At 66.4% G+C, this 20778-nt stretch carries 24 protein-coding genes; 17 read left to right on the top strand and 7 right to left on the bottom strand.

The window, feature by feature from the left end; translation table 11 throughout:
* Positions 1-45: 45 nt before the first annotated feature.
* From def to truA, 3 genes are all read left to right on the top strand, one after another.
* Positions 46-585 (top strand): peptide deformylase, encoded by a 540-nt coding sequence (def, locus tag AC6RIC_RS22095; RefSeq protein ID WP_499733927.1) that lies wholly within the window; start codon positions 46-48, stop codon positions 583-585.
* 150 nt (positions 586-735) lie between these two features.
* Positions 736-1665, top strand: a complete 930-nt coding sequence (gene fmt / locus AC6RIC_RS22090) for a methionyl-tRNA formyltransferase (RefSeq protein ID WP_454658161.1) — start codon at positions 736-738, stop codon at positions 1663-1665.
* A 162-nt stretch (positions 1666-1827) separates the two neighbouring features.
* Positions 1828-2571, top strand: a complete 744-nt coding sequence (gene truA, locus AC6RIC_RS22085) for a tRNA pseudouridine(38-40) synthase TruA (protein ID WP_454658160.1) — start codon at positions 1828-1830, stop codon at positions 2569-2571.
* A 12-nt stretch (positions 2572-2583) separates the two neighbouring features.
* Here the strand turns inward: truA and AC6RIC_RS22080 are convergent, their stop codons facing one another.
* The 3 genes from AC6RIC_RS22080 to AC6RIC_RS22070 form a co-directional block, all read right to left on the bottom strand.
* Positions 2584-3168, bottom strand: a complete 585-nt coding sequence (locus AC6RIC_RS22080; RefSeq protein ID WP_499733926.1) for a hypothetical protein — start codon at positions 3166-3168, stop codon at positions 2584-2586.
* Positions 3169-3236: 68 nt separating this feature from the next.
* A complete protein-coding gene (gene dapE, locus AC6RIC_RS22075; RefSeq protein WP_499733925.1) occupies positions 3237-4448 on the bottom strand; it encodes a succinyl-diaminopimelate desuccinylase in 1212 nt (403 codons plus the stop codon).
* Positions 4445-4873: a DUF805 domain-containing protein gene (locus AC6RIC_RS22070; protein WP_499733924.1), complete on the bottom strand. Its 429-nt coding sequence runs from the start codon at positions 4871-4873 to the stop codon at positions 4445-4447. The genes dapE and AC6RIC_RS22070 overlap by 4 nt, the downstream gene beginning before the upstream one ends.
* 236 nt (positions 4874-5109) lie before the next feature.
* Here AC6RIC_RS22070 and AC6RIC_RS22065 point away from each other — a divergent pair, with 236 nt between their 5' ends.
* The 10 genes from AC6RIC_RS22065 to AC6RIC_RS22020 all read left to right on the top strand — a co-directional run bounded on the left by AC6RIC_RS22065 (position 5110) and on the right by AC6RIC_RS22020 (position 14194).
* Positions 5110-5724 carry a ribonuclease D gene (locus AC6RIC_RS22065; protein WP_499733923.1) on the top strand — a complete coding sequence of 205 codons (615 nt, stop codon included), beginning with the start codon at positions 5110-5112 and terminating at the stop codon, positions 5722-5724.
* A gap of 158 nt (positions 5725-5882) precedes the next feature.
* A complete protein-coding gene (lptC, locus tag AC6RIC_RS22060) occupies positions 5883-6659 on the top strand; it encodes an LPS export ABC transporter periplasmic protein LptC (protein ID WP_454658155.1) in 777 nt (258 codons plus the stop codon).
* Between the two features lies 1 nt (position 6660).
* On the top strand, positions 6661-7365 hold the full coding sequence (locus tag AC6RIC_RS22055) for an LptA/OstA family protein (protein WP_499733922.1): 705 nt from the start codon (positions 6661-6663) through the stop codon (positions 7363-7365).
* 38 nt (positions 7366-7403) lie between these two features.
* Positions 7404-8258: an LPS export ABC transporter ATP-binding protein gene (lptB, locus tag AC6RIC_RS22050; protein ID WP_499733921.1), complete on the top strand. Its 855-nt coding sequence runs from the start codon at positions 7404-7406 to the stop codon at positions 8256-8258.
* Between the two features lie 160 nt (positions 8259-8418).
* Positions 8419-9948 (top strand): RNA polymerase factor sigma-54, encoded by a 1530-nt coding sequence (gene rpoN, locus AC6RIC_RS22045; RefSeq protein ID WP_499733920.1) that lies wholly within the window; start codon positions 8419-8421, stop codon positions 9946-9948.
* Between the two features lie 129 nt (positions 9949-10077).
* On the top strand, positions 10078-10662 hold the full coding sequence (gene hpf, locus AC6RIC_RS22040) for a ribosome hibernation-promoting factor, HPF/YfiA family (RefSeq protein ID WP_454658151.1): 585 nt from the start codon (positions 10078-10080) through the stop codon (positions 10660-10662).
* An 85-nt stretch (positions 10663-10747) separates the two neighbouring features.
* Complete coding sequence (ptsN, locus tag AC6RIC_RS22035; RefSeq protein ID WP_454658150.1) at positions 10748-11209, top strand: PTS IIA-like nitrogen regulatory protein PtsN; 462 nt, start codon at positions 10748-10750, stop codon at positions 11207-11209.
* A 351-nt stretch (positions 11210-11560) separates the two neighbouring features.
* Positions 11561-13177 (top strand): fumarate hydratase, encoded by a 1617-nt coding sequence (locus AC6RIC_RS22030; protein WP_499733919.1) that lies wholly within the window; start codon positions 11561-11563, stop codon positions 13175-13177.
* A complete protein-coding gene (locus tag AC6RIC_RS22025) occupies positions 13174-13497 on the top strand; it encodes a hypothetical protein (protein WP_499733918.1) in 324 nt (107 codons plus the stop codon). Before AC6RIC_RS22030 ends, AC6RIC_RS22025 begins: the two co-directional genes overlap by 4 nt.
* Before the next feature lie 43 nt (positions 13498-13540).
* The gene (locus AC6RIC_RS22020) at positions 13541-14194 is read left to right on the top strand and encodes an MBL fold metallo-hydrolase (protein WP_499733917.1); all 654 of its coding nucleotides are present in this window, start codon (positions 13541-13543) and stop codon (positions 14192-14194) included.
* A 296-nt stretch (positions 14195-14490) separates the two neighbouring features.
* Here the strand turns inward: AC6RIC_RS22020 and AC6RIC_RS22015 are convergent, their stop codons facing one another.
* From AC6RIC_RS22015 to efp, 3 genes are all read right to left on the bottom strand, one after another.
* Positions 14491-14970: a GNAT family N-acetyltransferase gene (locus tag AC6RIC_RS22015; RefSeq protein WP_499733916.1), complete on the bottom strand. Its 480-nt coding sequence runs from the start codon at positions 14968-14970 to the stop codon at positions 14491-14493.
* A gap of 15 nt (positions 14971-14985) precedes the next feature.
* The gene (locus tag AC6RIC_RS22010; RefSeq protein ID WP_499733915.1) at positions 14986-15504 is read right to left on the bottom strand and encodes a DUF1993 domain-containing protein; all 519 of its coding nucleotides are present in this window, start codon (positions 15502-15504) and stop codon (positions 14986-14988) included.
* Positions 15505-15594: 90 nt separating this feature from the next.
* Entirely contained in the window at positions 15595-16164 is a 570-nt protein-coding gene (efp, locus tag AC6RIC_RS22005; protein WP_454658144.1) for an elongation factor P, read from the bottom strand.
* A 117-nt stretch (positions 16165-16281) separates the two neighbouring features.
* On the opposite strand from efp, the gene epmA reads away from it, so the two are divergent.
* Genes epmA through AC6RIC_RS21990 form a run of 3 tightly spaced genes read left to right on the top strand, consistent with a single transcriptional unit; the run spans position 16282 to position 19090 of the window.
* Positions 16282-17346: an EF-P lysine aminoacylase EpmA gene (gene epmA / locus AC6RIC_RS22000; protein WP_499733914.1), complete on the top strand. Its 1065-nt coding sequence runs from the start codon at positions 16282-16284 to the stop codon at positions 17344-17346.
* Positions 17343-18410 carry a lysine-2,3-aminomutase-like protein gene (locus AC6RIC_RS21995; protein WP_499733913.1) on the top strand — a complete coding sequence of 356 codons (1068 nt, stop codon included), beginning with the start codon at positions 17343-17345 and terminating at the stop codon, positions 18408-18410. The genes epmA and AC6RIC_RS21995 overlap by 4 nt, the downstream gene beginning before the upstream one ends.
* 17 nt (positions 18411-18427) lie before the next feature.
* A complete protein-coding gene (locus AC6RIC_RS21990; RefSeq protein WP_499733912.1) occupies positions 18428-19090 on the top strand; it encodes a DsbA family oxidoreductase in 663 nt (220 codons plus the stop codon).
* Positions 19091-19102: 12 nt separating this feature from the next.
* Here the strand turns inward: AC6RIC_RS21990 and AC6RIC_RS21985 are convergent, their stop codons facing one another.
* A complete protein-coding gene (locus AC6RIC_RS21985) occupies positions 19103-19873 on the bottom strand; it encodes a TSUP family transporter (protein ID WP_499733911.1) in 771 nt (256 codons plus the stop codon).
* Between the two features lie 179 nt (positions 19874-20052).
* On the opposite strand from AC6RIC_RS21985, the gene pyrF reads away from it, so the two are divergent.
* Positions 20053-20757: an orotidine-5'-phosphate decarboxylase gene (gene pyrF / locus AC6RIC_RS21980; RefSeq protein ID WP_454658138.1), complete on the top strand. Its 705-nt coding sequence runs from the start codon at positions 20053-20055 to the stop codon at positions 20755-20757.
* Positions 20758-20778 lie beyond the last annotated feature (21 nt).

Raw genomic sequence — 20778 nt, 5'->3', positions numbered from 1 at the left:
AATGCTTATGTCCCCGGTTCAACAGCTCTTTTTCCTTGGAATCCCATGTCCGTTCGCCCGCTCGTCATCCTGCCCGACGCCCAGCTTCGCCTCGTCTCGAAGCCGGTCGAGGCTGTCACGCCCGAGATCAGGACGCTGGTCGCGGACATGTTCGAGACGATGTACGACGCGCCCGGCATCGGTCTCGCCGCGATCCAGATCGGCGTGCCGCTGCGCGTGGTGACGATCGACCTGTCGAAGCCGGAGGCGAAGGAGGGCGAGGAGCCCGAGCCGAAGAAGCCGCAGGTCTTCATCAATCCGGAGATCGCCTGGTCTTCGGAGGAGTTCAGCGTTTACGAGGAAGGCTGCCTCTCGATCCCCGAATATTACGAGGAGGTCGAGCGCCCGGCCGAGGTCAAGGTCCGCTACATGGATCTCGATGGCAAGACGCAGGAGATCGCGGCCGACGGCCTGCTGGCGACCTGCCTGCAGCACGAGATCGATCATCTCAACGGCGTGCTCTTCATCGACCATCTCTCGCGGCTGAAGCGCGAGCGCGTCACCAAGAAATTCGCCAAGTCAGCCAAGCGCGAGCGGGCTGCGTAAGCTTCGAGAACTGGCATTGGTCATCCCGGACGCAGCGAAGCGGAGGTCCGGGATCCATGCCTGAACATTGGCCTGAAGCGCTCAGGCGTGGATCCCGGGTCTCCCTGCGGTCGCCCGGGATGAGATTCGTTTTTAGGTAAGGTCGAGCGTATGAGTTTGCGCGTCATCTTCATGGGCACGCCGGATTTCGCCGTGCCGGTGCTGACCGAGATCGTCGGCCAGGGGCATGAGGTCGTCTCCTGCTACACCCGTGCCCCGGCGCAGGCGGGGCGGGGCCTCGAACTGAAGCCTTCGCCGGTGCATCGCGCCGCCGAACGCTTCGGCATCCCGGTCTTCACCCCCAAGACGCTGAAGACGCCGGAGCAGGCCGAGATCATCGCCTCGCATCAGGCCGATGTCGCGGTCGTCGTCGCCTACGGCATGATCCTGCCCCAGGCGATCCTCGATCTGCCCGAACTCGGCTGCCTCAACCTTCATGCCTCGCTGCTGCCGCGCTGGCGCGGCGCTGCCCCGATCCAGCGCGCGATCATGGCGGGCGATGCCGAGAGCGGCGTCTGCGTGATGAAGATGGAAGCCGGTCTCGACACCGGCCCCGTCGCCATGGTCGAGAAGCTGGCGATCGGCCCTGACATGACGGCCGGCGAATTGCACGACAGATTGAGTCCTCTCGGCGCCGACCTGATGGTGCGCGCGCTCGCGGCGCTCGGGCGCGGCGGCCTGCAGTTCACGCCGCAGCCGGAGGAAGGCGTGACCTATGCCAGCAAGATCGCCAATGCGGAGGCGAAGCTGAACTGGTCGCTGCCGGCCCAGCAGGTCCATGACCTCGTGCGCGGCCTCTCGCCCTTCCCGGGCGCCTTCGCCGAGATTGATCTCGGCAAGGGGCTGGAGCGGCTCAAGATCCTGCGCACCGCCCGTGCCGGCGGCGCGGCCGAGCCCGGTACGCTGCTCGACGATGAGGGCACGGTCGCCTGCGCCGTCGGCGCGGTGAAGCTGCTGCAGGTCCAGCGCGCCGGCAAGGCGCCGATGAGCGGGGCCGAGTTCCTGCGTGGCGCCCGGCTCGGAGCCGGTGCCAAGCTCTGAACCGATGATTTCATCCTCCACGCCGTCATCCCGGGCGCAGCGAAGCGAAGACCCGGGATCCATGCCGGAACCTTCATCGACGATGCTCCGGCATGGATCCCGGATCGGCGCGGCTTCGCCGCTTGTCCGGGATGACGGCGCAGGGATGAGGAAGGTCGCCTGATGCCGCGCTACAAGCTCGTCATCGAGTACGATGGGACGCCGTTCTCGGGTTGGCAGCGCCAGCTCAACGGCCCGTCCGTGCAGCAGAGCGTCGAGGAGGCGGTCGAGGCCTTCTGTGGCCATCCGGTCAGGCTGCATTGCGCCGGCCGGACCGATGCCGGGGTCCACGCCACCCATCAGGTCGCCCATGTCGATATCGACAAGGAATGGCGCACCGATGTCGTCCGCGATGCGACCAATGCCCGGCTGAAGCGAATTCCGGTCGCTGTCCTGAGCGCCGAATTGGTGCCTGATGATTTCGATGCCCGCATCTCGGCGCGGCGCCGCTATTACGTCTATCGCATCCTCGATCGCCGGGCCCAGCCGGCGCTGGAGCGCGATCGGGTCTGGCATGTGCCGGTCAAGCTCGACCACGAGGCGATGGACCGCGCGGCCAAGGCGTTGCTCGGCCATCATGACTTCACCACCTTCCGCGCCGCCGAATGCCAGGCCAACAGCCCGATCCGCACGCTCGATCGCTGCGACGTCCGTCGCGAGGGCTCCGAGATCGTCGTCTATGTCCACGCCCGTTCTTTCCTGCATCATCAGGTCCGCTCGATCGTCGGCTGCCTGAAGATGGTCGGGATGGGGCGTTGGCCGGAGAACAAGGTCGGCAAGGTGCTGGCTGCGCGCGACCGCTCGCAATGCGCTGCACTGGCGCCGTCCTGCGGGCTCTACCTGGCTGGCGTCGATTACGTCGAGTGAGGCGCAGGCTTCTCAGAACAGCCCGAACAGCCGGGTGACGCCGTAGTCGAGCAGGATGCTGGCAATGACCAGCATCATGGCGATGCCCCGGCTCTCCGGTCCGAAGACGGCGCGCGCCACGCAATAGCGCAGGCGCAGCACGATCACGGCGAAGAACAGCGATTGCACGATCGCCAGCGCCGGCGGCGCCCAGCCGATTGCGAAGATCGCCGCGGGAACCGCCATCAGGCTGGCCGAGAGGATGCCGGCCCAGTTCCAGGCGATGACGAAGCTGGTGAAGCGCGGGCTCCGCGCGAGTTCCGGGCGCAATGCGATCAGCAGGGCCGGCACCGCCAGGATCGTCAGCGCGAGAGCTGCGGTCACCGACAGGGCCAGCGCCGGCGCGGTGAAGAGGCCGGCGCTGTTCGGCAATCCGGCGGTCAGCCGCACGGCTGCGAGGATGGCGATCGTCGCGGGCAGCATCAGCGCGAAGGCGAGGAAGGAGCGCCAGAACCCGTCCCGCGTCAGGTCGAGCTCCGACAGGGCCTCGGCGCCACGGGTCATCAGGTGCCAGGAGCCGCGCAGCGAACGGGCGACGTCATCGGCTGCCAGCCTCATCACGGTCTCCATCATCTGCGGTGTTAGACTTTCGTCTAACGGAGATAATGGACTCTTGTTCCGGGGCGTCAAGCCCGCTGTTGCGCTGCAAAATAGCTGGCGAGCAAACGCTGCGTGATCCGCTGGAGCGACAGGAGGTCGGCGACGGCGACGCATTCGCCGACCTGGTGCATCGTCTTGCCGACGACTCCGTATTCGACGACGGGGCAGTAGTTCTTGATGAAGCGCGCGTCGGAGGTGCCGCCCGTGGTCGAGAGCGCCGGGCGCTTGCCGGTCTCGGCCTCGACGGCCTCAGTGACGAGCGCGACGAAGGGGCCGGGCTCTGTCAGGAAGGCGACGGCATTGGTCGGCTGGACCTCGAGCGTGTAGCGCACCTGGTTGCCGGCCGCCTCGCGCAGGCGGCGTTCCAGCTCGGCGGCGAGCGTCTCCGGCGTCCAGCTATCGTTGAAGCGGATGTTGAAGGCCGCCTTCGCCTGCGCCGGGATGACGTTGGTCGCGGGGTTGCCGACATCGAGCGTCGTGACTTCGAGATTGCTCGGGTCGAAATGCTGCGTGCCGCCATCCAGCGGCGTGGCGTCGAGGGCGGCGAGCAGGCGGACCATGCCCCGGATCGGGTTGTCGGCGAGATGGGGGTAGCCGACATGGCCCTGCGTGCCCTGGACGGTGAGTTTGCCGGTCAGCGAGCCCCGCCGGCCGATCTTGACCATGTCACTCATCGCAGCCGGATTGGTCGGCTCGCCGAGAATGCAATGGTCGAAGCGCTCGCCGCGTTCATGCGCCCAGGCCAGCAGCTTGACCGTGCCGTTGACCGAGGGACCTTCCTCGTCGCCGGTGACCAGGAAGGCGATCGAGCCGGGCGCATCGGGATTGTCGCGTCGGTAGCGGATCGCGGCCGCAACCATGGCGGCGAGCCCGCCCTTCATGTCGCAGGCGCCGCGGCCGTAGAGCGTGCCGTTCTCGATCGTGCCGCCGAAGGGCTCCCGGGTCCAGGAGGCCGCGTCGCCGACGGGAACGACATCGGTATGCCCGGCGATCACGAAGACCGGCGCGGTGCTGCCGATGCGGGCATAGAGATTCTCGACATCCGGCGTGCCCGGCTCCCTGAAGACGGGGCGGTGCACCGCGTAGCCTTCCGCCGACAGCACGGCATCGAGCAGCGCGAGCGCTCCGCCTTCCTCGGGCGTCACCGAAGGACAGCGGACCAAGGCCTGCGTCAGCGCGACGGGATCGGTCGGATCGAAGGATAGGGTAGGGGCGGGGGAGGTCGGTGCGGTGCTCATTCCGCCGCTTTAGCACCAGCCGGGTCAGCCGCAACCCCGTCCCGCGCCTTTGCCGATGGCAGGAGCCCGAGATCGATGAAGGCGACGACCCAGGCCATGGTCGCGATCGCCTCCAGCGATGGGCGCCAGCCGATCGAGACGAGGGGTCTCAGATGTTCCGGCAGCACGATGGCGCAGATCAGCAGGATGCCGAACAGCGGCGTGCTGCCGCGGTCTGTGGCGCGCTTCGCGGCCAGGGCAGCCCAGGGGAACAGGGCGAGGGCCTTGATGACGGGGATGATCATCGCCTCGTGGCGATGATCCGCCAGAAGCAGAACGGTGCGCTCGGTGGCGAGCAGCGTCAACGCGACTGCGATGCTGCCGAGCCAGAAGGTCCGCAGTCCGATGCGGCCGTGAAAGTCAGTGAACAGGCGGACCAGGGACATGCTGCGGGCTCCGATGGGCAGTTGTCGCATGGTCAGCTTCGCGGTTGAAGCGCATGGTGAATAAAGGGTTAATGAGGCGCCTAAGAGTTTATCTCGGCACAGAAAGGGCTTGAACGGGGAGAGGCAGGCCGTTAGCTGCGAAACCTGCGTCGCCATCGGCGCGCGGCCTGTCGTTTCCCGTTTCCGTGAAGTGCAGTTGAAGGGCGCGTTCGCGCCGCCCGAGTGAGGTTTTGAGCATGACCATCCGTTTCCATCGCGGCGACCTGCCGGACGGCTACGACGCCGGATCCAGCGTCGCGATCGACACCGAGACGCTCGGCCTCAACCCGCATCGCGACCGACTCTGCGTCGTCCAGTTGTCGCGCGGTGACGGCACCGCCGATGTCGTGCAGATCCCGAAGGGCGGCGAACGGCCGAAGAACCTGATCCGCCTGCTCGAGGATCCGGCCGTGCTGAAGCTCTTCCACTTCGCCCGTTTCGATGTCGCCGTGCTCAAGCATGCCTTCGGCGTGGTCACGGTACCGGTCTACTGCACCAAGATCGCCTCGAAGCTGACCCGCACCTATACCGACCGGCACGGGCTCAAGGATCTCGTGCGCGAGTTGCTCGGCGTCGAATTGTCGAAGCAGCAGCAATCCTCGGACTGGGGTGCGGACACGCTGAGCGAGGCTCAGCTCGCCTACGCAGCCTCCGATGTCCTGCATCTGCATGCGCTGCACGAGAAGCTGGAGACGATGCTGGCGCGCGAAGGCCGCCGGCAGCTCGCCCAGGCCTGTTTCCAGTTCCTGCCCTATCGCGCCGAGCTCGATCTCGCTGGCTGGGGCGAGACCGATATCTTCGCCCACACTTGACAATTTCTAAGGCTTCTTGCGTCAGTCTGCGCGCGGGTTGAGCGCGCGGACATGCGTTCGAACCCGCATGGACGAGCTGCGCGGGGGCGCGATGTGGCCTGTCCTGTGACACGAAAATGCCGTGAGCGGCTGCCATTGCGCGGGACATGACTTTGGCAATGACCTTCAACGACCCGGCGGCCGGGCTGTCCGCGCAGGCGGCGCGCCGTCGCGCGGCCTTCGGCGCGGCGCGGCGCCATACGCGGCTGGTGCATCTGCTGCGCTGGGTTATTCCCGTCGCCGCCGTGACGCTGGTGCTGGCGCTGGTCGTGATTCCCTTCCTGTCGCCGCTCGGCGGCAAGCTGGCGAATGTCTCGGTCAGCTCCGTCGGCATCACCGGCGGCAAGGTCAGGATGGAGACGCCGAAGCTCTCGGGCTACCGCAAGGACAACCGGCCCTACCAGGTCACGGCCGTGAACGCGTTCCAGGAGATCCGGAACCCGACGCAGATCGAGCTGCAGGCGCTGACGGCGCGCATCCAGATGGAGCGCGAAGGCTGGGTGACGGTGAACGCGAAGACGGGCCTCTTCGACACGCAGAAGGAGAAGCTGCGCCTCGTCGACGACGTCAAGATCCGCACCGAGAACGGCCACGACATGCAGATGAAGACGGCCGATGTCGACTTCAAATCCGGCACCGTGGTCTCGAAGGAACCTGTCAAGGTCAGCCTCGGCGAGACTACCGTCGATGCCGACACACTTGACGTGAAGAACAATGGCGAGTTGATCGCTTTCGAGGGGCGGGTGCGGGTCTTCATCCGGAACGCGCCAGCAGGTACGCTCGCCGGCCCCGAACGCGAGGGCAGCACGCCGATGCCGGAACTGCTGAACGCGAATCGGGTTCCCCCTGCGGATGGGGTACCGGCAGGCGACGCCGGGAATGGGAAGAGACAGTGACATGACCAAGGTTGGCCAGATGCTCCGTTTCGCGCATGCCCGCGACGCCGCGCTGCTCCTTGCGGCCGGATTCGCGCTGCTCGGTGCTCCCCAGGAAGCTTTTGCTCAGGCGGCCCCGGCCAAGCAGCGGGGCGCGTCCTCGGCGCTGGGCGGGCTCGGCGGCGACAGCAAGGAACCGATCAAGATCGATGCCGACAAGCTCGACGTGGTCGACAAGGAGAACAAGGCGGTCTTCTCGGGCAATGTCGTGGCCGTGCAGGGCGAGACGACGGTTCGCTGCACCGTGATGACCGTGCTTTACGAGGGCCGCGGCGGCCCGGGCGGAACCGCCGGTCGTCCGGCGACGCCGGCCCCGGCAGCCGCGACGCCGGCACCCGCAGCGGCGGGGACGGGCAATGACAGCTCGATCAAGCGCATCCTGTGCAAGGGCCCGGTGACCGTGGTCTCGAAGACGCAGGCTGCGACCTCCGACAATGCCGAGTTCGACCGCTCCCGGAACCTCGTCATCATGACCGGCAACGTCGCGTTGAACGACGGGCCCAATGTGACCCGTGGCCAGAAGCTGACCTATGACACCGTCACCGGCGTCGCCAATGTCGAAGGCGGGCGCGTGCAGGGCCTGTTCGTGCCGAACGACGCCAACAAGACCGATGCCGGCAAGCCCGGCGCCAAGCCGGCTCAGCCGGCGCCCAAGCCTACCAACTGATCGTGCCGCAAGTGACCGTTTCCGAAGCGCCTCGCCCCATGGCCCCGCCGGCGCGCCCGGCTCCGCGCCCGCAACAGCCGGGTGTCTTCGGTCGCTTGCGTGGTCTGTTCGGTAGTCGTGAGCAGGAGGCGGCCCGGCCGGGTGCCGCGAGCGTCGCAGCGATCGGCGGGGCTGGAATCCTTGCGGTTTCCGGTCTGCGCAAGAGCTATGGCGGCCGTGCCGTCGTGTCCGATGCCAGCCTTCATCTGCGTCAGGGCGAGGCGGTCGGCCTGCTCGGTCCCAACGGTGCCGGCAAGACCACGATCTTCTACATGATCACCGGCCTCGTGGCGGCCGATGCCGGCATCATCTCGCTCGAGGGCAACGACATCACCGCTCTGCCGATGTACCAGCGCGCGCGGCTCGGCATCGGCTATCTCCCACAGGAGGCCTCGATCTTCCGCGGCCTGTCGGTCGAGGACAATATCCGCTCAGTGCTGGAGGTGGTCGAGCCCGACCGCAAGGCGCGCGAGCGCCAGCTCGACCAGCTGCTGGAAGAGTTCACCATCGCTCGCCTGCGCAAGGCGCCTTCGATCGCGCTCTCGGGCGGCGAGCGCCGCCGCTGCGAGATCGCCCGCGCGCTGGCCGGCAAGCCCTCCTTCATCCTGCTCGACGAGCCCTTCGCCGGCATCGACCCGATCGCGGTCGGTGACATCCAGGCGCTGGTGCGCCAGCTCACCGATCGTGGCATCGGCGTGCTGATCACCGACCACAATGTCCGCGAGACGCTGGGCCTCGTCGATCGCGCCTACATCATCCATTCCGGGCGCGTGCTGACCGAAGGCTCTCCGGCCGAGATCATCGCGAACCCGGATGTCAGGCGCGTCTATCTGGGTGAGGATTTCCGTCTCTGAGGCGGTGGAGCCTGCGCATCGCTGCTGTTTTGTTGCGGCGCATCAGAATTCGGGCCGCAGGCATGGGCGAGCCTTTGACGCGGCGGTGAGCCGGCGCTAGTGTCCCTTCCGCAAGCAAGAAGCGTGCCGATGGCGCGCGAGCGGGAAGGGCCTTTCGCGTATGGCGATGATGCCGCGCATGGAGCTGCGCCAGGGACAGTCCCTGGTGATGACGCCGCAGTTGCTGCAGGCGATCAAGCTCCTGCAGCTTTCGCATCTCGAACTCCAGAATTTTGTCGAGGGCGAGCTGGAACGCAATCCTTTGCTGGAGCGCGATGAAGCCCAAGGGCAGCCGGCGCGCTCCGAGGATGCCGACAACCCTCACGCCGCCGATGCCGAGAGCTTCGCTAAGGCCGAGAGCCTGCACACGCAGGAGGGCATGGAAGGCAGGCTCGGCACCGGCCTCGACAACGTCTTCCAGAACGAACAGCCGACAACCGCCCGCAGCGAGGCGGGTGGCGCCGACAGCCTGCCGATCGTGGGCGGCGCCTATGGTGCGACGGGCGGGTCTTTCGACGGCGATCCCGAGGGCTTCGAGAGCAGCCTGACGGCGGATGCTTCGCTGCACGACCACCTGGTCGCGCAACTCGACCTCGCCGTCGTGACGCCGGCTGAGCGCATCATCGGCCGCCACATCATCGATGCGGTCGACGATAGCGGCTATCTCGGGGAGCCGCTTCCGGAGATAGCCGAACGCCTTGGCGTCGCCATCGACAGGGTCGAGGCCGTGTTGCGTGTCGTCCAGGGGTTCGATCCCTCCGGGGTCGCGGCTCGCGACGTCGCCGAATGCCTGGCCATCCAGTTGCGCGACCGCGATCGCTTCGACCCGGCCATGCAGATGCTCGTCGCGAACCTGCCGCTCGTCGCCAAGCGCGATTTCGCCGCCTTGAAGCGCCTCTGCCGCGTCGATGACGAGGATATCGCCGACATGGTCGGGGAGATCCGCCGCCTCGACCCAAAGCCCGGCCGTGCCTTCGGCGGCTCGGCCGCCGAGACCGTGGTGCCGGATGTCTTCATTCGCGCCGCTCCGGACGGCTCCTGGCTGATCGACCTCAACCCCGACACCCTGCCGCGCCTGCTGGTCAACCAGACCTATCACGCGCGCGTCTCGAGGGCGGCTCGCAGCGACGAGGACAGGGCCTTCATCGCCGAATGCCTGCAGACCGCGAACTGGCTGACCCGCTCGCTGGAGCAGCGCGCCCGGACTATCCTGAAGGTTGCGAGCGAGATCGTGCGCCAGCAGGACGGCTTCTTCGCCCATGGCGTCGAGCATCTGCGCCCGCTCAACCTCAAGACCGTGGCAGACGCCATCGCCATGCACGAATCAACCGTATCGCGCGTCACCTCGAACAAATACCTGACCTGCTCGCGCGGGGTCTTCGAAATGAAATACTTTTTCTCGGCCGCGATTGCCGCGACCGGCTATGGCGAGGCGCATTCGGCGGAAGCCGTGCGCTTCCGGATCAAGCAGATGATCGACGACGAGAGCCCCTCGGCGGTTCTCTCTGATGATGCCATTGTGACCCGGTTGAAGGACGGTGGCATCGATATCGCCCGGCGTACTGTGGCGAAATACCGCGAATCCCTGAGAATCCCGTCCTCGATGGAGCGGCGGCGCGAGAAGGTCGCGATGGCGGCGGCAGAACGTTAAGCGAATTTGTTCCAAAGGCCCTGCGCATGCGCGTCATGATTACGCCGGCTCATTGACAACCCCGACTCCCGGTTCTTAGCTCCTAGAGATGGCCGAACAGGGCCATGGCTAACCAAGGGGAAGCACTCCATGAGCTTGCGAATCTCCGGCAAGAATCTCGATGTCGGCGAGGCGCTCCGCGGCCAGGCCGAGGAGCGGGTCGCTGCGGCGGTCAGCAAATATTACGAGGGTGGCTATCAGGGCCATGTCACGGTCGACAAGGACGGCACTGCCTTCCGCACCGATGGCGTCCTGCACCTCTCCTCCGGGATCACGCTGGAAGCCTCCGCCACCGCGCACGATCCCTATGCCAGCCTCGACAAGATGGCTGAGCGCATCGAGAAGCGGCTGCGACGCTACAAGCGCAGGCTGAAGGACCGTTCGAGTGCCAATGGCCGCGATGTCGGGATCGAAATCCCCAGCTATGTGATCGCGGCCCCCGATGACGATATCGAGGATTTCGACGGGTCTACTGCCGCCGATAACCCGGTGATCGTCGCGGAATCGACCAAATCCCTGCATGTCAGGACGGTTAGCGACGCTGTTGCCGAGCTCGACCTGACGGGTGCGCCGGTTGTCGTCTTCCGCCACGCTGGCAATGGTCGCATGAACATCGTATACCGCCGCCGCGACGGCAATATCGGCTGGATCGATCCGCCGGCATCGCTGTCCTAAGGCCGGCGGGCGATCCGCTCCGGCCGTCGAACCTGACCCGTGCCGACGGCTTTTCGGCCGGCACGGGACATGCATGGACGGGCGAATGACGCTGACCGATCTTCTGAGCCCCGCCGCGGTGATCTCGCCGCTGCGGGCCAACGGCAAGAAGCAGGCTCTGCAGGAGCTTGCCCAGCATGCCGCCACGCTGACGGGCCTTCCGGACCGCGAGTTGTTCGAAGCCTTGCTCCAGCGCGAGCGCCTCGGCTCGACCGGCATCGGCGATGGCATCGCCATCCCGCACGGCCGGATGCCGGGTATCGACCGCCTCGTCGGTCTCTTCGCCCGCACCGAGAAGCCGATCGATTTCGACGCACTCGACGGCCAGCCGGTCGACATCATCTTCGTGCTGATCGCGCCCGAGGGCGCTGGCGCCGACCACCTCAAGGCGCTCGCCCGCGTCGCGCGCGTGCTGCGCAACCAGTCCGTTTTGGAACAGGTCCGCAAGATCCGCGACCCCGCGGCGATCTACGCGATCCTCGCCGAATCGGCCGCGCAAGCGGCTTGAACCGTCAATATTCGATCCTGGCGGCATCGAATCACACCCTTTGTCATTCCGGGGCTTCGCACAGCGAAGAACCCGGAACCCACGACCGGGTGAGCCGCCTTAAATAACCAGACAACGGATGTTTCACCCCGTCGTGGGTTCCGGGTTCGCGCCTGCGGCGCGCCCCGGAATGACAAGAGGGTGCGATCAGAAGCAATCCGCCAATTGGCCTTGTCGTACAACTCCGCTCTCAGCCTAGACGGATTAAAGACTGCTTGGACGTTCCCGGCCGACGGGCTATGACCCCGGCTGGATCGGCGCCGCGTCTTCCATGTCCCGAACGCGGCGCACCTTGTTTCGGAGCCGCTGGTCATGGCCTATACGCATGTCGATCTCTTCCCGCTCGGCGAGGATACGACGCCCTATCGCAAGCTCGGCAGCGAGGGCGTCAGCGTCGAGAAGATCGGCGACCGCGAGGTCCTGAGCGTCTCGCGCGAGGCGATCCGCCAGCTTTCCGAACAGGCTTTCATCGATATCAACCACCTGCTGCGCCCCGGCCATCTCGCCCAGCTCGGCAAGATCCTCGACGATCCCGAGGCGACCTCGAACGACAAGTTCGTCGCCTATGATCTCTTGAAGAACGCCAACATCGCCGCAGGCGGCGTGCTGCCGATGTGCCAGGACACCGGTACCGCGATCATCATGGGCAAGAAGGGCCGCAAGGTCTGGACCGATGGCGAGGACGAGGCTGCGCTCGGCGAGGGCGTGGCGGACGCCTATTTCAAGCGCAACCTGCGCTATTCGCAGCTCGCGCCGCTCTCGATGTTCGAGGAGAAGAACACGGCGACCAACCTGCCGGCACAGATCGACATCTACGCCGAGGGCGAGGACGCTTATAAGTTCCTCTTCGTCTGCAAGGGCGGCGGCTCGGCCAATAAGACCTTCCTCTACCAGGCGACGCCCTCGCTCCTGACCAAGGACCGCATGATGGCGTTCCTGAAGGAGAAGATCCTGACGCTGGGCACCGCCGCCTGCCCGCCCTATCACCTCGCCATCGTCATCGGCGGCACCTCGGCCGAGCAGAACCTCAAGACGGTGAAGCTCGCCTCGACCAAATATCTCGACGCGCTGCCGACCAAGGGTTCGCCTTCGGGCCACGCCTTCCGCGACCTCGAGATGGAGGAAGAGGTCCACAAGATGACGCAGGCGCTCGGCGTCGGCGCGCAGTTCGGCGGCAAGTATTTCTGCCACGATGTCCGCGTCATCCGCCTGCCGCGCCACGGCGCCTCGCTGCCGATCGGGCTCGGCGTCTCCTGCTCGGCGGATCGCCAGGCCAAGGGCAAGATCACCAGGGACGGCATCTTCCTGGAGGCGCTGGAGACCGATCCCTCCAAGTACCTGCCGGATGTCGACGAAGCGGCGCTCGGCGGTTCCGTGGTCAAGATCGATCTCAACCAGCCGATGAGCGAGATCCTCGCGACGCTCTCGAAGCACCCCGTCAAGACGCGCCTGTCGCTGACCGGCACGATCGTCGTCGCCCGCGACCTTGCCCATGCCAAGATCCGCGAGCGGCTGGAGCGCGGCGAGGGCATGCCCGACTATTTCAAGAACCACCCGGTCTATTATGCCGGCCCGGCCAAGACGCCGGAGGGTTTTGCCTCGGGCTCCTTCGGGCCGACGACGGCCGGCCGCATGGATTCCTTCGTCGATCAGTTCCAGTCCTTCGGCGGCTCGATGGTGATGCTCGCCAAGGGCAATCGCTCGGCGGCCGTGCGCGAGGCCTGCAAGGCCCATGGCGGCTTCTATCTCGGCTCGATCGGCGGCCCGGCCGCGCGTCTGGCGCAGGACTGCATCCGCAAGGTCGAGGTCCTCGAATATGCCGAACTCGGCATGGAGGCGGTCTGGCGGATCGAGGTCGAGGATTTCCCCGCCTTCATCGTCATCGACGACAAGGGCAACGACTTCTTCAAGGAGCTGAACCTCGGATGAGGCTCGCGCTGACTGCCGCGGCGTTCCTGCTGGCCGCTCCCGCGCTGGCGCAGCAGCCGCGCCCGGCGACCTGCCCGCGCGATCTCCTGCAGAACGAGGCCGGCTTCCGCCAGCAGCAGGCGCGACTCGCAGCCGTCTCAAGCGCCGATCAGGCGACGCAGTGCCGGACTTTTCGCGAGCATATCGCCTATCTCCAGAAGGCACGCTCGGTCTTCGCGACGTGTCAGGGCGAGCCGGAGCGTGCGCGCAATGTCGCGGAGATGGATTCCGAGCTGGTGAATTACCGCGCACTGATCGCCAGTCGCTGCGGCGGACGGTAGGTTCGCGCATTCCGCACGCTCACATGGATCCGAAAGCACCCGCATGACCGACCAGCAGCCGCCGCTTCAGATCGCCGTCGTGCCGGTGACGCCGTTCCAGCAGAATTGCTCGATCGTCTGGGAGCTCAAGTCCAACGAGGCGGCGATCGTCGATCCCGGCGGTGACGTGCCGCGCCTGCGGGTGGCCATCAAGGAGCTCGGCGTCACGCCGGTCGCGATCTGGCTGACCCACGGCCATCTCGACCATGCCGGCGGCGCCACCGAATTGGCCGAGGCGCTGTCGATCCCGATCATCGGGCCGCACGAGGGCGACAAGCCTCTGCTCGACGCCCTGCCGGAGCAGGGGCTGCGCTTCGATGTCCATGGCATGAGGGCGGTCGTGCCGACGCGCTGGCTGAAGGATGGCGACACGGTCACGCTCGGCGACCTCACCTTCGCGGTCGCGCATGTGCCGGGCCATTCGCCGGGCCATGTCACCTTCTTCCAGAAGGACCTGCGCTTCCTGCTGGCGGGCGACACCGTCTTCGCCGGCTCTGTCGGTCGCACCGACTTTCCCTATGGCGACCACGAGGCGCTGATCTCGGGGATCAAGACCAAGCTCCTGCCGCTCGGCGACGACGTCCAGTTCCTGCCCGGCCATGGCCCGGCGAGCACGCTGGGCGAGGAGCGGCAGAACAACCCGTTCCTGCAGGGTTGAGAGAAAGCCGAACGTCATGCTCGCCCTCGTGGCGAGCATCCACGTCTTGAATATCGGCCTCGGCAGCCAAAGAAGGGGATGGTCGGGATCAGCCCTTCGGGGCGGAAGGCTGAAACGAAAAGACCCGCAGCGGATGTCCGCTACGGGCCTCGGAATGAACCAACGGCCATGTCCTGAACGGGTGCGCGTACATCCGGCGTCAAACGTTCGGCTCATGGCCGTCTTCAACGACAATGGAGAGCTGTGGAACGCTCTCGACACCGTCGTGAGCCTGAAATGGGAACCGGTCTTCCCGATTACAAGGGCTCGCCCGAAAAAGATCGGCGCCACTCGTAAAGCGCGTCCGGCTCGCCCTCTTCGTTGCGATCGCCGTCGTTGAGATCGACGAGGCGGAAGCCGTGGCGCTCGTAGAAGGCGCGGGCCGCCGTGTTCCGCTGGAAGGTGAACAGGTGGAGCCGCTCCGGGCTGCGTTCCCTGGCCTTGGCGAGCAGCAGCGAGCCGATGCCGCGCCTGAGCTGGCCCGGCAGCAGGTAGAGCTGGTCGAGATCCTCGCCGTCGAGGCAGAGGAAGCCGAGGATGCGCCCGGCCTCCCGCGCGACCCAGGTCTCGCCGGTGGCGAGCCTGACATGCGCGATCCAGCCTCGTACCTCGTCGTCGCTATGGACGCGGCGCAGATAGGGCAGGGCCTCCGCGCGCGACGCCAGATAGAGCGCACTGATCTCCCCGGCATCCCGGGGAGAAGCACGCTCGATCGTGATGGCCGGCGTCGCGCTCATATCGGAAGGCGAGCCTCAGGCGTCGAAGACGCCGAGCAGGAAGTCCTGCTTGCCGATCTGGAAGCCGTTCTGGCGCAGGATGTCATAGGCCGTCGTGGCGTGGAAATAGAAGTTCGGGATGGCGAAGCGGGTGAGATAGCCCTCGCCCGTCATCGTTGCGGTCGCCGAGGGGCCGCGCGGGAAGGTGACCTCGCGGGCAAGCCCGGCATCGAGCGTGGCGCCATCGGCCGCGGCGATGAAGGCGAGCGTCTTGGCGATGCGCTCCTTCAGCTCCGGGAAGCTCTTCTCCTCATCGGGGAAGCGCGGGTTCTCGCCGCCCGAGAGGCGCGCGACGGCGTTCTTGGCGAAGTCGCAGCAGAGCTGGATCTGGCGGGTGAAGGCCAGCATGTCCGGCGCGAGACGAGCCGTCAGCAGCACTTCCGGCTGGATCTTGCGGGTTTCGGCCTGGGCGACGGCCTTGTCGAGAATGGCGTCGAGCGCCTTGAGCGTCTGCACGAAGCCGGAAAGGGCGGCGGCCTTGACTGTGAGCGTCATGATGTCCTCGGAAACGACAACGGGCCCGGAAAGGGCCCGCTGCGTAAAGCTATAGAGGATAACTTTCTCCTGCGCTCTGCACGCGAGAGGTTAGTCCTTCGCGCGCTCGACATAGGAGCCGTCGGCCGTCATCACGACGACGCGGGTGCCGACGCCGACATGCGGCGGCACGGCGCTGCGCACGCCGTTCGAGAGGATCGCCGGCTTGTAGGAGGAGGAGGCCGTCTGGCCCTTGGTCACCGGTTCGGTCTCGATGACCTCGAGCGTCACGCGTTGCGGCAGTTCGATCGCGACGGCCTTGTCCTCGAACACCGAGAGCGAGACCTTCATGTTCTCCTGGAGATAGGGAGCGGCGTCGCCGATCACGTCCTTGTCGACCGGGATCTGGTCGTAGGTCTCCGGGTTCATGAAGACGTATTGCTCGCCGTCCTGGTAGAGATAGGTGAAGTCGCGGTCTTCGACATAGGCGCGCTCGACCTGCTCGGTCGTCTTGTAGCGCTGCGTCATCTTGGTGCCGTCGGAGATGCGGCGCATGTCGATCTGCGTCGTCGGGGTGCCCTTGCCGGGGAAGAAGCTCTCGGCCGAGATGACGGTGCAGAGATGTCCGTCGAGCTCGAGGACGTTGCCCTTGCGGACGGAAGAGGCGATGACCTTGACCACGTGAATGTCCTTGCTGGTGCGCGGCGTTTTCGCGCGCTATGCGAATTCCTGTCGCCGCGCAACTACCGCATTCGCGCGCGAAACGGAAGCTTCCCGACAGTTCCGACGCGAGATTCGATGAGTTCGTCCCCGACGCCGTTCTGGCGACCCGATGTCCATGCCGACCGGCGCCCGGCCTTGCAGGCGCGCGGGCGGATCAAGACGGCGCTGCGGCGCTGGTTCGAGGCCCGCGACTTCACCGAGGTCGAGGCGGCGATCCTGCAGCTATCGCCCGGCAACGAAACGCATCTGCACGGGTTCAGTACGACGCTGATCGACAACGCTACCGCGCCCCATCCCTACTATCTGCACACTTCGCCGGAATTCGCGGCCAAGAAGCTGCTCGCGGCCGGCGAGACCCGCATCTTCGATTTCGCTCGCGTCTTCCGCAATCGCGAGCGCACGGCCCTGCACCATCCTGAATTCACGATGTTGGAATGGTACCGCGCCGGCGAGGGCTATGAGGCGCTGATGCAGGACTGCGCAGCGCTGATGGCCGAGGCGGCGCGTGTCACCGGCGCGAAGATGCTACGCTGGCGCGATGTCGAGGCCGACCCCTTCGCCGAGCCCGAACGCCTGACCTTGCAGGAAGCCTTCAAGCGCCATGCCGGGATCGATCTGCTGCGCACGGTGACAGCCGATCAGGAACTCGATCGTGGCGGGCTCGCCGCCGATGCGATTGAGGCCGGCATCCGGGTCGCCGAAGACGATACATGGTCCGACATCTTCAGCCGCATCCTGTCCGAGCGGATCGAGCCGCATCTCGGCCGCGGCCGCGCCACGATCCTCTGCGAATACCCGATCAGCGAGGCCGCGCTCGCAAGGCCGAAGCCCGGCGATCCCCGCGTGGCCGAGCGCTTCGAGCTTTATGCCTGCGGCGTCGAGCTAGCCAATGCCTTCGGCGAGCTCACCGATCCGGCCGAGCAGCGCCGCCGTTTCGAGGCCGATATGGACGAGAAGGAGCGCATCTATGGCGAGCGCTATCCTGTCGACGAGGATTTCCTGGAGGCGCTGGCGCTGATGCCGGCCGCTTCCGGCATCGCGCTCGGCTTCGACCGGCTCGTCATGCTCTGCGTTGGCGCGCGCCGGATCGAGGACGTGCTCTGGACGCCGGTCGCGGAACCGGGCAGGGGAAGGGCATGACCGTTCACCAGCCCCCCGGAGGCCAGCCTTTGCGCAGCATCGACGCGCTCGTCGAGGCCGGCCTCGCCGCACCCGCGCGCCACGAGGCCTTGCAGAAGGTGGCGGAACGCTATGCCGTCTCGGTGACGCCGGCCATCGCCGGGCTGATCGATCCGACTGATCCGGCGGACCCGATCGCGCGCCAGTTCATTCCGGATGCGGCCGAGCTCACGACGCTGCCGCAGGAGCTGGCCGACCCGATCGGCGACGATGCCCATTCCCCGGTCGAGGGCGTGGTGCATCGCTATCCCGACCGCGCGCTGCTCAAGCTCGTCCATGCCTGCCCGGTCTATTGCCGCTTCTGCTTCCGGCGCGAGATGGTCGGTCCCGGCGGCGATGCGCTGACCGGTGCGAAACTCGACGCCGCGCTCGCCTATCTCGCCTCCCGTCCCGAGATCTGGGAGGTGATCATGACCGGCGGCGATCCCTTCATCCTCTCCGCCCGCCGCGTGCGTGAGGTGGCCAAGCGCCTGGCCAGCATCCCGCATATCAAGGTCGCGCGCTGGCATACCCGCGTGCCCGTCGTCGATCCCGGCCGGATCACGCCGGATTATGCGCGGGCGCTGCGCATCCCCGGCAAGGCGAGCTATATCGCCATCCACGCCAATCATCCGCGCGAATTCACTGATGACGCCCGCGCCGCGATCGCGACGCTGGCCGATGCCGGCCATGTCCTGATCAGCCAGTCCGTACTGCTCAAGGGCGTCAATGCCGATGTCGAGACGCTGGGTGCGTTGATGCGCGCCTTCGTCGAGAACCGCATCAAGCCCTATTACCTGCATCATCCCGATCTCGCGCCGGGTACCTCGCATTTCCGTTTGACGCTGGAAGAGGGGCAGGCGCTGGTCAAAAGCCTGCGCGGAAACCTTTCCGGCCTGTGCCAGCCGACCTATATCCTCGACATCCCCGGCGGTGCCGGCAAGATTCCGGTCGGCCCCGCCTTCCTCTCCGGCTGCGAGACGCCGGGCGTGGAGGCGGTCGCCGAAGACCGTCATGGTGGGCAGCATCGCTACCCGCCCGCCTGAGACTTGAGGATATCGATATGCAGGACAAGATGCCGCTCGCGATCGTCTCGGACATCGCCTGCCCCTGGTGCTTCATCGGCAAGGCCCGGTTGGAGACGGCGCTGGAGCGCTACGGCCTGAACGAGCGCTTCGCCATCACCTGGCTGCCCTATGAGCTGAACCCGGAAATGCCCGAGGAGGGCATGGACCGCACGCAATATCTCGAAAGCAAGTTCGGCCCGGGCAAGCGCAAAGAAATCGAGATCCGGCTGTCGGAAGCGGCGCTGGAGAGCGGCGTCACCTTCAACTGGGGGAAGGTGACGCGGAGCGTCAACACCCGCATGGCGCATATGCTGGTCGCTGCCGCCTCCACCGTGCAGCGCGGCGGCGACATGACGGCCGCCCTGTTCCGGGCCTATTGGCAGGACGGCCGCGATATCGGCGACCTCGAAACGCTGGTCCAGATCGCGGTCGAGCAGGGTTTCGACGAGCAGGCGGCCCGCGATGAACTCGCCAATGACGAACTGCGCGAGACCGTGATCGGACTGGAGGATCACGCTCGCAAGGTCGGCGTTACCGGCGTGCCCTTCTTCATCGTCGACGGCAAGCTCGCGGTCTCCGGTGCGCAGCCGCCGGACGTCTGGGCCCAGGTCTTCCAGCAGGTCTTCGCCGCGCAGGCTCCGCAGGAGCCGGAGTTCTGAGCCGAAAGGGCTTCAGAATACGCCTTTGAGCATGTGAGCAACGGCGGGCGCCCCGAGCGAAACGCCCGACAGGAACAGCAGCAGGAACACGATCTGCCGCATGGTGGCCTGCGTGAGCGGCGGCGGGTAGCGTCGCGCCAGATGCGTGCCCAGCATCACCGCCGGAATGGCGAAAAGCCCGGATAGCGTCGATGGAGCGGGGATCTGGTCGGTGGCGATGACGAGTCCCGTGCGGAACAGGGCGTTCAGCGCGAAGATCGTCACCAGTGTTTCCCTGACGACCACGAGCGGCATGGGCTGGCGGTAGAAATGGTAGACCAGCGGCGGGCCACCAGTGGAGAACATTCCGCTCATCAATCCCGCGATGCTGCCGAAGAACAGGTAGCTCGGCGCGCCTGACGGCTGCTTGAGCGGTTCCGGCTTCCGCGCCAGTTGCAGGCTGGAGACGATGATCACGAAACCCAACGCCAGTCGCAGGAGGTCGGCGCGGCTGGCGGCGAGCCATTCCAGCAGATGGAAGCCGATGAAGACGAAGGGCCAGCTCGCGATCAGCACCAATCCGAACTTGCGCCAGTCGACATCGCGCCAGCCCTTGAGCAGCATCTGCGTCGCATTGACCAGCGTGAGCGCGCTGATGAGCATCGCCGCATCCGGCAGTGAGAGCAGGCCGGTCAGGCCGACGCCGCCCATCGCGATCAGCCCGAAGGCGAAGCCGGTCAGCGTCTGCACATAGGCGGCCATGCCGGTCAGCAGCAGGAACCCGATCAGGGCAGCCAGGGACATCGATGGCGTCTCCGAGGAAGCGGAGCGCGACGCCTAGAGGATCGGCCCGAAAGCGGGAATAGATTTGTTGGCAATGCATCGATGCGTAGGAGGATGTTCTACGTATCGGCGCCGGGGCTCCCGCCCTTGCATCCCGCTTCGAATCGTGCGCCTTCCCTCGAAACTCAGGGAATTGACCGATGCAGAAGATCAACGATGTCCGCGACCGCCTGATCGTCGCTCTCGATGTGCCGACCGTGTGGGATGCCTATCGCCTCGTCTCGACGCTCGGAGACGGCGTCACCTTCTACAAGATCGGTTATCGTCTCGCCTTTGCCGGCGGGCTCGATCTCGCGCGCCAGCTCGTCGCCGAGGGCAAGAAGGTCTTCCTCGACCTCAAGCTGCACGACATCGGCAATACCGTGACCGAGGGCGTGGATTCGCTGACCAAGCTCGGCGTCACCTTCCTTACGGTCCATGCCTATCCGCAGACCATGCGCGGCGCGGTCGAGGGGCGCGGCGATGCCGCCCTCAAGCTGCTCGCGGTCACCGCGCTCACCTCCTATGACGATGGCGATCTGCGTGATGCCGGCTACGGGCTGGCGGTGCGCGATCTCGTGCGCCTGCGCGCCGAGCAGGCCCGCACCGCCGGGATCGACGGCATCGTCTGCTCGGCCGCCGAAGCGGAGATCGTGCGCGAGGTCATCGGCAAGGACATGATCATCGTCACGCCCGGCATTCGCCCCTCCGGGAGCGCGGCGGGCGACCAGAAGCGCACGCTGACTCCGGCCGAGGCGATCCGCATCGGCGCCGACCATCTCGTTGTCGGGCGTCCCATTATCCGCGCGGCAGATCCGCGTGCGGCGGCGGGTGCGGTCATGGACGAGATCGTCGCGGCTTCGTAAGCTCCGCCTGTCTCAGACTCG

The organism is Allobosea sp. TBD101, from assembly GCF_059817965.1.
This window is presented reverse-complemented; position numbering and strand designations above follow the sequence as displayed.

Excerpts from the sequence above, each read along its gene's own strand:
- dapE (WP_499733925.1), bottom strand. The coding sequence starts at position 4,448 with ATGAGCACCGCACCGACCTCCCCCGCCCCTACCCTATCCTTCGATCCG.
- AC6RIC_RS22010 (WP_499733915.1), bottom strand. The coding sequence starts at position 15,504 with ATGACGCTCACAGTCAAGGCCGCCGCCCTTTCCGGCTTCGTGCAGACG.
- AC6RIC_RS22015 (WP_499733916.1), bottom strand. The coding sequence starts at position 14,970 with ATGAGCGCGACGCCGGCCATCACGATCGAGCGTGCTTCTCCCCGGGAT.
- pyrF (WP_454658138.1), top strand. The coding sequence starts at position 20,053 with ATGCAGAAGATCAACGATGTCCGCGACCGCCTGATCGTCGCTCTCGAT.
- AC6RIC_RS22030 (WP_499733919.1), top strand. The coding sequence starts at position 11,561 with ATGGCCTATACGCATGTCGATCTCTTCCCGCTCGGCGAGGATACGACG.
- epmA (WP_499733914.1), top strand. The coding sequence starts at position 16,282 with ATGAGTTCGTCCCCGACGCCGTTCTGGCGACCCGATGTCCATGCCGAC.
- AC6RIC_RS22025 (WP_499733918.1), top strand. The coding sequence starts at position 13,174 with ATGAGGCTCGCGCTGACTGCCGCGGCGTTCCTGCTGGCCGCTCCCGCG.
- AC6RIC_RS21995 (WP_499733913.1), top strand. The coding sequence starts at position 17,343 with ATGACCGTTCACCAGCCCCCCGGAGGCCAGCCTTTGCGCAGCATCGAC.
- AC6RIC_RS22055 (WP_499733922.1), top strand. The coding sequence starts at position 6,661 with ATGACCAAGGTTGGCCAGATGCTCCGTTTCGCGCATGCCCGCGACGCC.
- AC6RIC_RS22065 (WP_499733923.1), top strand. The coding sequence starts at position 5,110 with ATGACCATCCGTTTCCATCGCGGCGACCTGCCGGACGGCTACGACGCC.
- lptC (WP_454658155.1), top strand. The coding sequence starts at position 5,883 with ATGACCTTCAACGACCCGGCGGCCGGGCTGTCCGCGCAGGCGGCGCGC.
- AC6RIC_RS22080 (WP_499733926.1), bottom strand. The coding sequence starts at position 3,168 with ATGAGGCTGGCAGCCGATGACGTCGCCCGTTCGCTGCGCGGCTCCTGG.
- ptsN (WP_454658150.1), top strand. The coding sequence starts at position 10,748 with ATGACGCTGACCGATCTTCTGAGCCCCGCCGCGGTGATCTCGCCGCTG.
- AC6RIC_RS21985 (WP_499733911.1), bottom strand. The coding sequence starts at position 19,873 with ATGTCCCTGGCTGCCCTGATCGGGTTCCTGCTGCTGACCGGCATGGCC.
- rpoN (WP_499733920.1), top strand. The coding sequence starts at position 8,419 with ATGGCGATGATGCCGCGCATGGAGCTGCGCCAGGGACAGTCCCTGGTG.
- hpf (WP_454658151.1), top strand. The coding sequence starts at position 10,078 with ATGAGCTTGCGAATCTCCGGCAAGAATCTCGATGTCGGCGAGGCGCTC.
- fmt (WP_454658161.1), top strand. The coding sequence starts at position 736 with ATGAGTTTGCGCGTCATCTTCATGGGCACGCCGGATTTCGCCGTGCCG.
- lptB (WP_499733921.1), top strand. The coding sequence starts at position 7,404 with ATGGCCCCGCCGGCGCGCCCGGCTCCGCGCCCGCAACAGCCGGGTGTC.
- AC6RIC_RS22070 (WP_499733924.1), bottom strand. The coding sequence starts at position 4,873 with ATGTCCCTGGTCCGCCTGTTCACTGACTTTCACGGCCGCATCGGACTG.
- AC6RIC_RS22020 (WP_499733917.1), top strand. The coding sequence starts at position 13,541 with ATGACCGACCAGCAGCCGCCGCTTCAGATCGCCGTCGTGCCGGTGACG.
- AC6RIC_RS21990 (WP_499733912.1), top strand. The coding sequence starts at position 18,428 with ATGCAGGACAAGATGCCGCTCGCGATCGTCTCGGACATCGCCTGCCCC.
- truA (WP_454658160.1), top strand. The coding sequence starts at position 1,828 with ATGCCGCGCTACAAGCTCGTCATCGAGTACGATGGGACGCCGTTCTCG.
- def (WP_499733927.1), top strand. The coding sequence starts at position 46 with ATGTCCGTTCGCCCGCTCGTCATCCTGCCCGACGCCCAGCTTCGCCTC.